This is a genomic window from Streptomyces sp. NPDC012510, from assembly GCF_042955065.1.
Classification (GTDB): Bacteria; Actinomycetota; Actinomycetes; order Streptomycetales; family Streptomycetaceae; genus Streptomyces.
The window spans coordinates 55,490-68,170 of sequence record NZ_JBIBEN010000036.1 but is presented as its reverse complement, the minus strand read 5'-3'; the positions used below and the strand labels follow the sequence as shown (position 1 = coordinate 68,170).

13 protein-coding genes are annotated in these 12,681 nt (G+C 69.6%); 4 read left to right on the top strand and 9 right to left on the bottom strand.

Annotation, left to right across the window (positions count from 1 at the left end; genetic code table 11):
- Window positions 1-427: 427 nt before the first annotated feature.
- Together ACFY9I_RS40050 and ACFY9I_RS40045 are read left to right on the top strand one after the other, a co-directional pair.
- On the top strand, window positions 428-715 hold the full coding sequence (locus ACFY9I_RS40050; protein ID WP_391011804.1) for a hypothetical protein: 288 nt from the start codon (window positions 428-430) through the stop codon (window positions 713-715).
- A gap of 55 nt (window positions 716-770) precedes the next feature.
- Entirely contained in the window at window positions 771-1,124 is a 354-nt protein-coding gene (locus ACFY9I_RS40045; RefSeq protein WP_391011801.1) for a hypothetical protein, read from the top strand.
- Window positions 1,125-1,852: 728 nt separating this feature from the next.
- Here the strand turns inward: ACFY9I_RS40045 and ACFY9I_RS40040 are convergent.
- The 3 genes from ACFY9I_RS40040 to ACFY9I_RS40030 all read right to left on the bottom strand — a co-directional run bounded on the left by ACFY9I_RS40040 (window position 1,853) and on the right by ACFY9I_RS40030 (window position 4,250).
- Entirely contained in the window at window positions 1,853-2,233 is a 381-nt protein-coding gene (locus tag ACFY9I_RS40040) for a metalloregulator ArsR/SmtB family transcription factor (protein WP_391011798.1), read from the bottom strand.
- A 322-nt stretch (window positions 2,234-2,555) separates the two neighbouring features.
- Window positions 2,556-3,785: an MFS transporter gene (locus ACFY9I_RS40035; RefSeq protein ID WP_391011795.1), complete on the bottom strand. Its 1,230-nt coding sequence runs from the start codon at window positions 3,783-3,785 to the stop codon at window positions 2,556-2,558.
- Window positions 3,786-3,791: 6 nt separating this feature from the next.
- Window positions 3,792-4,250, bottom strand: coding sequence for an ArsI/CadI family heavy metal resistance metalloenzyme (locus ACFY9I_RS40030; protein ID WP_391011792.1), 459 nt, complete (start codon window positions 4,248-4,250; stop codon window positions 3,792-3,794).
- A gap of 249 nt (window positions 4,251-4,499) precedes the next feature.
- On the opposite strand from ACFY9I_RS40030, the gene ACFY9I_RS40025 reads away from it, so the two are divergent.
- On the top strand, window positions 4,500-4,862 hold the full coding sequence (locus ACFY9I_RS40025) for a metalloregulator ArsR/SmtB family transcription factor (protein WP_391011789.1): 363 nt from the start codon (window positions 4,500-4,502) through the stop codon (window positions 4,860-4,862).
- 109 nt (window positions 4,863-4,971) lie between these two features.
- Window positions 4,972-5,316: a metalloregulator ArsR/SmtB family transcription factor gene (locus tag ACFY9I_RS40020; RefSeq protein ID WP_391011786.1), complete on the top strand. Its 345-nt coding sequence runs from the start codon at window positions 4,972-4,974 to the stop codon at window positions 5,314-5,316.
- Window positions 5,317-5,428: 112 nt separating this feature from the next.
- Here the strand turns inward: ACFY9I_RS40020 and ACFY9I_RS40015 are convergent, their stop codons facing one another.
- From ACFY9I_RS40015 to aroA, 6 genes are all read right to left on the bottom strand, one after another.
- Window positions 5,429-6,118, bottom strand: a complete 690-nt coding sequence (locus ACFY9I_RS40015; RefSeq protein WP_391011783.1) for an ATP-binding cassette domain-containing protein — start codon at window positions 6,116-6,118, stop codon at window positions 5,429-5,431.
- On the bottom strand, window positions 6,106-7,917 hold the full coding sequence (pstC, locus tag ACFY9I_RS40010) for a phosphate ABC transporter permease subunit PstC (protein ID WP_391011780.1): 1,812 nt from the start codon (window positions 7,915-7,917) through the stop codon (window positions 6,106-6,108). Before pstC ends, ACFY9I_RS40015 begins: the two co-directional genes overlap by 13 nt.
- Window positions 7,918-7,920: 3 nt before the next feature.
- Window positions 7,921-8,787, bottom strand: a complete 867-nt coding sequence (locus ACFY9I_RS40005) for a substrate-binding domain-containing protein (protein WP_391011807.1) — start codon at window positions 8,785-8,787, stop codon at window positions 7,921-7,923.
- 642 nt (window positions 8,788-9,429) lie between these two features.
- Window positions 9,430-9,819 carry a hypothetical protein gene (locus ACFY9I_RS40000; RefSeq protein ID WP_391011777.1) on the bottom strand — a complete coding sequence of 130 codons (390 nt, stop codon included), beginning with the start codon at window positions 9,817-9,819 and terminating at the stop codon, window positions 9,430-9,432.
- Window positions 9,816-11,351 (bottom strand): 2,3-bisphosphoglycerate-independent phosphoglycerate mutase, encoded by a 1,536-nt coding sequence (gpmI, locus tag ACFY9I_RS39995; protein WP_391011774.1) that lies wholly within the window; start codon window positions 11,349-11,351, stop codon window positions 9,816-9,818. The genes ACFY9I_RS40000 and gpmI overlap by 4 nt, the downstream gene beginning before the upstream one ends.
- On the bottom strand, window positions 11,348-12,670 hold the full coding sequence (gene aroA, locus ACFY9I_RS39990) for a 3-phosphoshikimate 1-carboxyvinyltransferase (protein ID WP_391011773.1): 1,323 nt from the start codon (window positions 12,668-12,670) through the stop codon (window positions 11,348-11,350). Before aroA ends, gpmI begins: the two co-directional genes overlap by 4 nt.
- Window positions 12,671-12,681 lie beyond the last annotated feature (11 nt).

Genomic DNA, 12,681 nt, shown 5'->3' with positions numbered 1-12,681 from the left:
GTACCGCTTCGTGTACTTGCTTCCCACCTGGTGCTACTTCCTCTGGAACCTCAAGATCCCAGTCTCCAGGTGTCCACGATCAAGGGGAAGCTTCACCCGGGCTACTTCACACACGCAGTGGTCTTCCGCCGGTGTCCCACCTGCCAGGAGCACAACATCGTGCGAGAAGGTTACTTCGTCTGCGTCTTCTGCGACGCAGACCTACCCCGGCGATGGAACGTCGACCCGAACGCGGACGACCCAGACGGACCCTGATTTCGTCCACCACAGCACAGACTGCCACCGGTTCGGCCGACCGGCTCCGGACCGCGGCTGCCCAGCCCTGTCCAGTAAGTCTTGAGCCTGCCAACAATCTGATGTGTCAGAAATGTCAACTGAGGCCTGAGACCTCACACGACAGTCGGCGGCGCCTGCCAGGATGGGCCGGGTGACTCGCACGGTAGATCTCTGGCATCGCTACGGCCGCACCCGGCACACCACCGACCGTGCCGTGCCCGACCGCTTCTTCTGGGACTGGGGCCAGGACGGCGGGCCCGGGGCGGAACTCGTCGGCAACGTCACCAGCCGGTGCGTGGGCGATCTCGGTGCCGGGCGGCCCGGCACGCTGCCCATCTGGCGGTCCACCACCGACCCGCCTGCGTCGTCGCCATCGATGCTTCGCCCGCCCAACACGCCATGGCCGGCGACCTGTACGGCCACCTCGCCCCGCGGCTGAGCCTGGCGCACTGCGACGCGCTGGCCCACCTGAGGACCGCGCCGACACTTACGACGTGCTCTACAGCGTCTTCGGCGCCGTCGACTTCACCGAGCCGCGCGAACTGCTGCCCGCGGCGGTGAGCGCGCTGCGCCCCGGCGGGCGGCTGGTGTTCGCCACCCTTGCCCATCACCTCGGCGGCGCGCCGGCCCATCCCGGAGTGCGGCACACCGAGATCGGTTCGAAGACGCAGGACGGCACGGTGGTGCTCATGCGCCGCTGGGTACTCCAGGAGCCCGTGTGGACCATGCTTCTCGACGAGGCCGGGTTCACCCGGGTCAGTACCGAGGTGCTGCCCGACGGACCGGGGCGCGCCGCCGACACGCTCCTGGTGACGGCGTTTCGCACGGGCGGTCAGCGGACCATCTGACGCGATGGCTTACGAGTAGTGGGCCCGGCTGGCCGGGACATCGTCTACGGCTCGTCCTGCTGGCCTCCTGAGCCCCGTGTGGAGTGGCGTCACCGACGCGGGGTGGAGCAGCTCGGTAGCTTGCTGGGCTCATAACCCAGAGGTCTTCTCTGAACTGCGGGTCACGACCAGCAGCAAATGAAGTGATCTTAGTCCTCTGAGCGCCTTTTGACCTGCGATGCTTCAACAGCAGGCGGACGCTTCTCGGAAGTATGTGAGCTGCGGGTTCTCTGGGGCAGCGGCTTTCTGACCTGGCAGGCATACCGCAACTTGTTCCGGACTGACATCAGTTGCTCTCGGACGGTTGTGCAGCGGTTGGCGCAGCATCCGCTGGCGGGCTCTGAGCGGTCTCACGTGATGTGGGGGTTGCCCGCTGGAGAGGGTGCTGGATGGTGCGCGGCGTGGCTGTGCCGCAATCGCACGGCGCGGGGGTGGTGCGTCTCCGCTGCTTGTACCCCGTTCGCCGAGGCCGTCGTCGCAGAACCGGCGCCTCGCCCTTGCGGGGCTCCTCCGGCTCATGCATCTGCCGCATAAGTGTGGCTGGCAGGGAATTGAGCAGGATCGTGTGGATCACGCAGGCCCGTGCGGGCAGGGGAGGAAGCGCTGTCGCTGGCGGGGCCATCCGTCAGCTCAAGGACGGGCAGTCCGTCCGTCCGACCGGGTGTGCCGTCACCGGCCCGAAGCAGCGGTCAGTCGCATGCAGCGCGGGGTGCCGGGTCCAGGATGGATCGGATCCGCTGCAGCCCGTCGTGGTTGACGGAGAACCAGGCCCAGGTGCCGCGTCGTTCCCGGTCCAGCAGCCCGGCCTCGGTCATGATCTTCAGGTGGTGGCTGACGGTGGACTGGCGCAGTCCCAGGCTGTCTGCCAGGTCGCACACGCAGGCTTCGCCGTCGGGGGCCTGCTCCAGCAGCCGGAACAACTGCAGCCGGGTGGGATCGGCGATGGATTTCAGGATCGCGGACAGTTGCTCGGCCTCCGTGCGGTCCAGGGGCTGGCAGTTCAGTCCCGGTCCGCACGAGCCGCCTTCGAGGAATCCGTCCTCCGACGCCTGCAGCTCTATGAGAGTCACCGTTCAACCATAGACGCTGGGTGATCACTGATGTGCGATCAAAAATGGACGCACTGTGAATTCACCTGGTGTCCGGCGGCTCGCCGCTGGCGCCGGTGACCCTGCCGGCGGCTGGCGCCGCCGGCAGGGTCACTGGCGCAAAGCGCCTCTGGACAGACAGAGAAGGGTCCCCGCTCCGGTCAGCAGGCCGTGCGCCTGCCGCAGTGGGTTGCGACAGGGCAGCGAGTCTGGGCGTTCCTTCGTATGCGCGGGGACGAGTTCGCTGCCGAAGCGTCAGCGGTGCTGAGTGGCGCGCCTGGCTCCGGGCTGCGGCTCGGGCTTCTCAGCGTGGGCCGTCGGTGGGGGCGGTCTGCCAGGCCATCACGGCGGCGAGGGCCGAGAGGAGAGCGAGTGCGGCGAACAGGTGGGGGTAGCCGCCGAGCGGGACGGCCAGGGCGGTGCCGGCGAAGGGGGCCAGTGCGGAGGCGGTGGTCGCGGGAGCGGCGAGGAGTCCGGAGAGGCGGCCGTAGCGGTGGGTGCCCCACCGGTCGGTGATGGCGGTGGCCTGCAGCAGGGTCAGGTTGCCGCGGACGGTGCCGGCGAGGACGGCCAGGGCGGCCAGCAGGGGGTAGGGCCCGGGGATGAGCGCGAAGGCGGCGGTGGCCGATCCGCCCATGCCGATGAGGACAGCGGCGCGCAGGGTCGGCGAGCTTCGGCGCGCCAGAGTGGCATACAGGGTGCGGCCGAGGGTCTGTCCGGCTCCGCCCAGTCCCAGGGCCCAGGCGGCCTGGGCGGCGGTATAGCCGCGGTCGAGCAGCAGGGGGACGAGGGTGATGACGACCGCGTACATCGCGAACGCCGACAGGGTCAGGGCTGCGGCCAGGAAAAGAAAGGGACGGCTGCGGGCGATGGCGGCCGTGCTGAGGGCCTTGCCGGTTGCTGTGCGGGCCGGGGCGGGCGGCCAGGGGCCGCGCAGTGCGAGGGCGTGGGCGGGCACGGTGACGGCGGCGAGGACGGCGGCCAGGATCAGGTAGGTGTGCCGCCAGCCGTAGTGGCTGGCCAGCAGGGCGGTCAGGGGGGCGAAGACGGTGGAGGCCATGCCTCCAGCGAGAGTGACGATGGTCAGGGCACGTATGTGCTCGGGGGCCCACCAGCGGGTGAGTGCGGCGAAAGCCGGCTGGTAGAAGGTGGAGGCCATGGCGAGCCCGGCCAGCAGCCACCCGATGGTGAACAGGGCCAGGTTGGGCGCGGTTGCGATGATGATCAGGCTGGCTGTGCCCACGACGGAGCCGGCGGTCATGACGGTGCGGGGGCCGCGGGCGTCAAGGATGCGGCCGATACGGATGCCGGCCACGGCGGAGACGAGCAGAGCGGCGGAGAACGCGCCGGTGGTCGTGGCCGCGCTCCAGCCGGTGGCCGTGGTGATCTGCGGGTTGAGGACGGGGAAGGCGTAGTAGACGATGCCCCAGCTGGTGATCTGGGTCAGGCACAGGGCGGGCAGTGCTGCGCGCGGCCGCTGCGGTTGGCCGGATCGGGCGGCGGCCGCGCGGGAGGTGGCGGTGAGCTGTCTCATGTGCGGTCAGCAGCAGTTTCCGCTCGTCTGCCGTTGCTCGGGAGAGCCGGCGGGGGAGGAGGCGCAGCAGGCGCTGGCGGGCTGCTTGGCCAGGGTGTCGGCGTCGGCCTTGACGACGTACACCTCCCAGGGTTCCCGGCCGGGGCCGTGGACCCAGACCTTGTCCTGCAGGGCGTAACAGCAGGTGGTGTCGGTTTCTTCGCTGGTGGCCAGGCCTGCCTGGGCCAGGCGGGCCGCGGCGGTGTGCACGGCGGCGGTGGAGTCGACTTCGACGCCGAGGTGGTCCAGCCGTGTGTCCTGGTCGGGTGTCCCTTCGATCAGGACCAGTTTCAGGGGCGGGTCGGTGAGGCCGAAGTTGGCGTAGCCGTCGCGGACTTTGGCGGGCTGGGCGTCGAACAGCTTGCTGTAGAAGGTGATGGCGGCCGGCAGGTCGCCGACGCGCAGGGCGAGCTGGATGCGTGACATGCGGCGTCCTCCTGGGGGAGTGGGAGTGGGCTCCCGCCTGCCGGGGCAGCAGGTGCGGAGCCGGAGCCGCCAGCGACTGAGGCGCTGCAGCCGATGCTACGAGCAGGTGGTTCGATGTCTGTCTATGCAGCCAGCATGGCCCCGGAATAGATAGCCGTCAACATAGAGGTTCATCGAATCTATTGGTCGGCCGTGCCCGGGTTCCGCTTCACTCTTGGCAGATGATTAGATAACTGTCAACATAGAGGCATGTCTAAGTTGGCTTCGGGCTCCGGCATGCTGGACGTCGCCACGTCTTTGCGGTGCTGCCAGCCGCTGGGGCGAGAAGAGCTGTCGGCCGCCGATGCGGAGAAGATCGCCGCCATGTTCAAGGCGCTCTCCGACCCGGTGCGGCTGCGGCTGTTCTCGAGGATCGCCGCACAGCCCGACGGCGAGGCCTGCGTCTGCGACATTCAGGACGTCGGCGTCTCCCAGCCCACCGTCAGCCATCACCTGCGCAAGCTGCGCGAGGCGGGGCTGCTGGAGTCGGAGCGGCGGGCCAGCTGGGTGTACTACCGGGTGGCCCCCGGTGTGCTGGCCGGCATGGCCGGCCTGCTGTCGCAGACGGTCTGAGCATTGCGCACCAGTCGGTGGCCCAGGGCACCGCAGGCACAACTCGGGCCCGTGGGCGTGCCTCGCCCATCGACATCTCCCCAGAGGGACGCTGGGGTGAGGAGACGACATGGACCACCACGGGTCGGACACTGACTGCCAGGGAGAATGTCTGCAGCTCAGCGAAGCGGACACAGCCTGGTGGGCCAGCGTGTTCAAAACGCTCGGCGATCCCGTGCGCCTGCAGCTGCTCATCCGCCTGGCCGCGCTGAGAGGCGCCGAGGTGCCCGTGCACGAACTGTGCGACGTACAGGTGTCCGCGTCGACGGTCAGCCACCACCTCAAGCGGCTTCGCTCCATGGGCCTGATCGAGAGCCGCCGCGAGGGACGCGTCGTCTATTACCGCCTCGGGCACGGGGTCCGTGCGTCATTGCTGCAGATCCTGCACCAAAAGGAACGGGCGGAAGCACACTGACAACCGGCCCGCTACAGGCCTTCGGCCCGGTGCCGCGCTGATGCAAGCACCGCGGGACCGGGCCGAAGCAGCTTCAAGGACACCTGGGGCGCCCTCCCAGGAGGTGAGGCGGTCAGGAGACCGCGGCCGCGGGGGATGCCGTCACCGGCTGGTCCAGGTGCACGGTCGTGTCGCACAGGCGCTCCACCTGCGCCGGATCGTGGGAGACGAGAAGCACGGCCCGCCGGCCGTGCAGCGCCGCTATGGACTGCTCGACTGTGTCCCGGCTGCGTTCGTCGAGCGCGCTGGTGGGCTCGTCGAGGAGCAGCCCGGCCGGTTCCAGCGCCAGAGCACGAGCCAGACACAGCCGCTGCCGCTGTCCCGCTGACAGGTTCTGGGCCGGTGAATCGAGCCGGTCGGCGACTTCCTTCCACAGCCCCGCCTCGTGCAGAGCTTGTTCAGCTCGTTCCCGCAGCACCTCCCGGGAGGCCCGCAGGACGTGCCGCAGGCCGAACAGGGCGTTGTCGAGGATGCTGCCCCCGAACACGACCGGCGTCTGCGGAACGAGGACGATCTTGGCCCTGAGATCGGCGTCTCCCTTGCCGGGCGCGATCGACCGGTCCAGCACCTGCAGGTCGCCCTCTCGGGTCAGCCCGCGGGGGAGCAGGTCCACCAGGGCGCGCAGGACGGTTGACTTGCCCGCGCCCGACGGCCCGCACAGACCGGCGGTGGACCCGTGCTCGAGGCTGAAGGAGACAGGGCCGACCAGGGTCTTGTCACGGCTGCGTACGCGTAGCTGGCGCACGGTGATTACGCTGTCCATCGCTCTCCTTCGAAGCGGTTGCGCAGCCAGACCGCCGCGCTGAGGAGTACTGCAGTGATCAGGACCAGCACCATGGCGCTTCCCCATGCCTGGGTGACGGCCTGCGGGTCACCGGAGTCCTGGGAGAGAGTGAAGATGTGGGTGGGCAGCGCCTGCACCGGCGATTCCACGATGCCGCTCGGAACGGTGGGAGCGCCGAAGAAGACCGTGGCGGTGAACAACAGGGGAGCGGTTTCGCCGGCAGCGCGGGCCAGGCCCAGGAGCAGGCCGGTGACCGTGGCGGGCCAGGTGTAGGGGACGACGACGGACCGGATGAACTGTGCCCGGGTCAGCCCCAGCGACATGGCGCTCTCGGTGAGCTCGGGCGGCAGGCTGCGCACGCGGGCTGCCGCGGTCAGAGCGACCACGGGTACGACGACGGGCACCAGCACGATGGCGCCCGCCAGCCAGGATCTGCCCCATCCCATGGTGGTGGACAAGATGACGAATCCGGCCAGCCCCAGCAGGATGGTCGGTGCTCCTCCCAGGACGACCGTCAGCGTCTGCAGCAGGCGCGCCATGCGCTCGGATGCATGGACGCCGATCAGGATGCCGGCGCCGAATCCGAGCGGCAGGGCCAGCACGGCCGTGGTGACGGTGAGCAGCACGGTGCCGACGATCTGGTCGCGTACGCCTCCTCCGGCCGCGCCTGTCGCCCCGGTGAACCAGAAGGACGGGTTGAAGGCGGCGCTTCCGCGCGTCACCAGCAGAGCGATCATCGCGGCCAGGAGGGCGCTGGGCAGCAGAAGGGCTCCCAGCCGCAGGGTCATCATCAGCCGGTCCCGCTGCACCCGCAGCCGCGGTGTGCTGCGGTAGCGGGCAGTCTGCTTGCTGGTGGTGCGCTGGCGTCGTTCCCGGGTGCCCCAGATCGTTGCCGCGGCCACCAGCGCCAGCAGGACGATGCCCAGGCCGCACAGGGCGGCGAAGTAGGGGCCGGAGGTTCCGGCCAGGACGGGTTCGGGGCCGGCGAGTTTCGTCGTGAGTGTCTGGCCGGGATGGACCAGCGAGTCCAGGAACTCGCCGAAGCTGGTGGGCAGGTGGCCGTCGGCCCGGCCGACGACCAGGAACACCGCGATGGCTTCACCGAGGGCTCGGGCGAGGCCGAGCAGAACGGCTGCCCGCATGCCTGACCGCGCGAGCGGAAGCACCGACGAGCGGATCACTTCGCGGCGGGTCAAGCCGAGCGCGAAGGCGGCCTCGCGGTAGCGGTCGGGCACGGCGGTCAGTGCATCGACGCTGACGGCCACGATGGTCGGTGTGATCATGACGGCGAGGACGATGCCGGCGGCCGCGAGACTGTCGCCGCCCGGTACGTCAGCCATCTGCGCGATGACGGGACGGATGACGATGATGCCGATGAGGCCGTAGACGATGGACGGGACGGCGGCGAGCAGCTCGACGCACATCCGCAGCGGCCGGGCCACGCGTGAGGGCAGGTACTCCGACAGGGCGAGAGCCGCTGCCCAGCCGACGGGCACGGCGAGGGCGAGCGCCAGTGCGCACACGACGGCCGTGCCGTAGATCATCGCCAGGCCGCCGAAGAGGGAGTTGGGCGGGCTCCACGCCGCCTTGGTCAGCAGGTCCAGCCAGCCGACATGGCCGCTGGTGGCCCCCGCCCCGAGATACCCCACGACGGTCACGAGCAGGCCTGTCACAGCGAACGCCCCGGCATACACCCAGCCCCAGACCCACCTCGAGGCCCGTGGGCGGATGCCCGCCTTGGGGGCGACGGGTTTTCGAGCCAGTGTTTCGACGGCCATCGGCTACTTCCCGATCTGCTTGAGCGTCAGGTAGCCGTGTTTGGTCATCAGCGCCTGGCCCTTGGCAGACAGGACATAGTCGATGAACGTCTTCGACGTCCCCTTCGGCTCACCGTCTGTGATCAGGAACAGAGGCCTGGACATGGGGTACTTGCTGGTGGCGATGTTCTGGGGGGTCGCTGCGATGCCGTCCAGCGCCACCGCGGCCAGCTTGTCACGTCCTTCGACGAAGCTCGTGGACAGCGGCGCCACCGCGCCCGGTGTGGACTCCAGTTTGTTGCGGGTCTCGAGGTTGCCGCCCACGATGGCGAAGTTGTTCGACTTCGGCGGCGGCGGGGCCTTCTTGTCGCCGTAGATGTACTTGTCGAGCACTTCCCGCGTGCCGCGTCCGGGTTCCTTGTCGTAGACGAAGACCTCCAGGTCCGGGCCGCCGACTTCGGACCAGTTGGTGATCTTGCCCTCGAACAGGTCGCGTACCTGCGCCTTGGTGAGGTTCTTGACGCCGCCGTCGGCGACTTCCTTGGTGACGATGACGCCCACGGCGTCCGCGCCGATCTGGACGGGGTGGAAGTCGGCGTTGCGATTGGCGGTCTTGTCCTCCTCTGCCAAGGGCTTGGAGCTCATCGCGATGCTGATCTGGCCCGAGCCGAGCTGGGAGATGCCGCCGGCGGAACCACCCTGGGTGGCCACGGTGATGTCGAGACCGTCGGCCTTGAGAACTTCGGCTGCGTCTGCGGCTACCGGTGCGACCGTGGTCGACCCGCTGACCTGCAGTGCACCGCTGCCTGCTTCGGCTTTGCTGCCGGCGCAGCCGGCCACCGACATGACGAGCAGCGCGGTTGAGGTGAGGTAGGTGGTGCGGCGCTTCATGGTGAACACTTGTACGGCTCTTCCTTCTTCAAGCGGGACCGTGGTGTGCGTGGGCTCCTGGGGTGGGACCTGCAACGTCCCCCGGACAGTCACTATTCGGACGGTCGGGGCAGGGCCGGCCAGGCCGCCCCGACGTGCCGGGCTGTGCCTCCGGGGGAGGGCCGGCCGGCACGCTCAAGGCCGCGGCCGGCGCCAGGGAACCCTGGGGACGCCGCCATCGGCGGTGGCTGACAGCGATCGGTCCGCCGAGGGCGGTGCCCGTGGCGGACAGGGCCGTCATCGTGAGGCTGGAAGGAAGGAAGAGCAGGCAGACAACGGCTGCCGTGCAGGTGGTTGAACAGGCGATCACATGGTGCCGTGGCCTGGGAGGCGCCGGCAGATGTGGTGCTGGCAGATTCGGGGATGGCTCTGACCGGGCCGGTGGCCGCTGTCGAAGCGGCCACTAAGGCGCGAACGAGTTCATGCATGTCAGATCCTTCGGGGTTGGCGGTGCCCTGAAAGAGAACGCGGGACGGCGGCACCCGAAGGGGCTGCCCGCGCAGGCTGCAATGGATCTGTGGATCTGTGGATCTGTGGATCTGTGGATCTGGCGCAGGTGTGCCGGCGGTTCATGTGCCGGCACCTCGATGCGGGTAGCCGGGATCAACGTCCTGGGCTTTGAGGCCTCCCCTCCCTCACGGCTGCGGTGAGCCAGACGTGAGCGGACGGCGCCAGGTGGACACACAGTCCGCCGCCGGCGTCGCTGGTGCACATGGACCCGCTGACGAAGTGCCAGGCCTGCGCGGCGTACTCGGGAAGCAGGGACGGCAGGTGGATGCGTACCTCGCCATCGGACGGGTTGTGCAGGCCCAAAACCGCGCGGGAGCGGTCGGCTACCTCGCGCAGGACGGCCTCGGCGCCGTCGGCGTCCAGCGTGCGGACCACGGCGTTCTCGGCGAACGCGGCTGCGATGTGCGCGGAGTTCGCGCAGCCGGTCAGGTCAGGCGCTTCAGCCCAGACGGCCTGGACCGGGGTGGGGACGAGCGGGCTCACAGCAGGGGCCTTCCTGTCATGGCGGATCCGGGTTTGTGTCCCAGCAGATGCAGGACGGTGGGAGCGACGTCGGCGAGCGTTGCGGTCTCAGGGAGCACCGGCGCCGGCGTGCCGGCGCCTGCGGGCACGATCACCACGGGCACCGGGTTGGTGGTGTGACCGCCATAGGGGCGGGTGGTGCCGTCGGGTGCCTGCTTGGTCATCTTCTCGGCGTTGCCGTGGTCGCCGACGGCCAGCAGCCACCGGCCGCTGTCGCGGGCCGCGTCGAGGATTTGTCCCACCGCGGCGTCGGTCGCCTCGCATGCGGCGACGGTGGCGGCCAGATGGCCGGTGTGCCCCACCACGTCGATGTTGGCCAGGTTGGCGATGACCAGATCGATGTCCGGGCGGCCGGCAGCCTCGATGACGGCCGCGGTGACACGGCCGAGGTTCATCTGCGGCCGCGCGATGTAGTCAGGCTTGCCCTCGCCCGCGATCCGCTGATGCTCCTCGACACTGCGCATCGTGGCGTCACGGCCATTGATGTAGTAGGTGACGTGCTCGAACTTCTCGGCCTCGGCGATGCGGACGCTGCGCAGCCCGGCCGCGGAGAGTTCGTCGGCCAGGCCGCCGGAGGCATCCGCCCGCTCGACCAGAGCGGGTATGGCGGCGCGGGTGTCGTACTGGGCCAGGCTGAGCATGCCCGCCGAGCGTCCGCTGCCCGTCAGGTGCTCGATCAGGCCGTCGGCGAACTGCTGGATGCGGTCACTGCGGAAGTTGAACCACACGACCGCATCCCCGTCGGCGATGGCGGCGTTGCCTGCCGCCGTGAGCACGCTCGCGGGCACCCATTCGTCGCCGCGCGCGGAAGCGGCCACTGCCTGCTGCACGCTGTCGGCCGCTGCCCCGCGGCCGTCGGCGACCAAGGCGACTGCCTGCTCGGTGAGGTCGAGGTTGCCGGCCTTGTCCATGGCGTACCCGCGGCCGATGACCGTGGCGATCTGCCCCGCCCCGGCGCGGTCGGCGAGCTCGGCGACCCGCTCCAGGTAGGCGGTCGAGGTGTGGTCGGCCACATCCCGCCCGTCGGTGATCGCGTGGATGAACACGCGGCTCACCTGGTGGGCGGCCGCAGCGGCCAGCAGGTCACCCAGGTGATCGACGTGGGCATGGATCTGCCCGTCCGAGCACAGCCCGATCAGATGCAGGGCGCCCCCCGTGGCGGCCGTCTTCTCCAGGACGCTGCCCAGCCGGGGGTGGGCGCGCAGGGTGCCGGTGTCGATGGCCTGCTGGACCAGCAGGCTGTCATACGGCAAAGGCCGTCCGGCACCGATGACCATGTGGCCGATCTCGGAGTTGCCCACCGTGCCCGCAAGGAGGCCGACCGCTTCGCCGGACGCGTCGGCCAGCGTGCTCGGAAACTGCGTGACGAGCTCGTCCAGGACCGGGGTGTGCGCCAGGGCCAGGGCGTTGTCGTCGGCTGCGGGCGCGTGGCCCCAGCCGTCGAGCACCAGCACGATGCCCGGCCCGGCGAACGCCGCCTCAGAGGGGCTCATATGGTGCTCTCCAGGGAGGGGTGAAGGGCGTCGAGGGTCTGCCAGAAGGTGGGGAAGGACTTGGCGACGCAGCCGGGGTCCTTGATGACCACGCCTTCGGTGCGCAGGCCGCCGATGGCGAACGTCATGGCGATGCGGTGGTCGTCGTAGGTATCGATCACCGCGCCGTGCGGGGTGCCGCCGGTGATGTACATCGCGTCCGGGTGTTCCTCGACGTCGATGCCCATCTTGCGCAGCTCGGTCGTGACGGCGGCGATCCGGTCGCACTCCTTCACGCGCAGGGAGGCGATGTTGGTGATGCGGGTGGTGCCCTCGGCGTAGGCGGCGGCGATGGCCAGGGAGGGCACCACGTCGGGCATGGCTTCCATGTCGATGTCGATGCCGCGCAGCCGGCCGCCGGACAGGGTGATGTCGGTGTCGGTGACCTGGGTGTGGCAGCCCATTCGCTCGAGCGCCTCCACCAGGTGGACATCGCCCTGGTGGGAGCCGGCGCCGATGCCGGGGATGGTCACCCGGGATTCGAGGATGGCGGCGGCGGCCAGGAAGTACGACATGCCCGAGGCGTCCGGCTCCACGGTCACCTGTCCGCCGCGGGCCTGCTGCCCGGCGGGGACGGTGAAGCGGCGGTAGCCGTCGCGTTCGACGCTGACGCCCATCTCCTTCAGCGCCGCGAGCGTCATCTCCACATACGGCTTGGAGATCAGCTCGTCGCTGATGGTGATCTCGGTGTCGGTCTGGGCGCGCAGCGCGTTGATGATCAGGCTGGAGGTGAACTGGCTGGAGACGGCGCCGCTGATGGTGGTGGCGCCGCCCTTGAAGGAGCCGCCGACGACCCGGACGGGCGGGCTGCCGTTCCCGCGGACGGCGGTGGCGTCCACGCCCAGCGGCGGCAGCGCCTTCAGCAGGTCGCCCATCGGACGTTCCTGCATGCGGGCGTTGCCGTTGATGACGGTGGTGCCCTCGGCGTGCCCGGCCATGGAGATCAAAAAGCGCAGCGGTGTGCCGGCCCCGCCGACGAAGATCTCCTCCTGCGGTGCGCGCATCGGCCTGCCGGTGGGAGTCACGCGGATGCGGGCGGCAGCGTGGTCGATGTCGCAGGTGACGTGGCCGAAGGCCTTGAGGGCGCCGGCGAGGTAGATGGTGTCGTCGGACAGCAGCGCGTTGTCGATGACCGTTTCCTGTCCCGAAAGGGAGGCGATGGCCAGGTAACGGTTGGTGTAGCTCTTGGAGCCCAGAACGCGGACGGTCTCGTCAAAGGCGGCCAGGGGCCGGACGGTGACGGTTTCGGCCTTCAGCCGCGGGTCGGGTGTGGCGCTCATGTGCTGCCTCC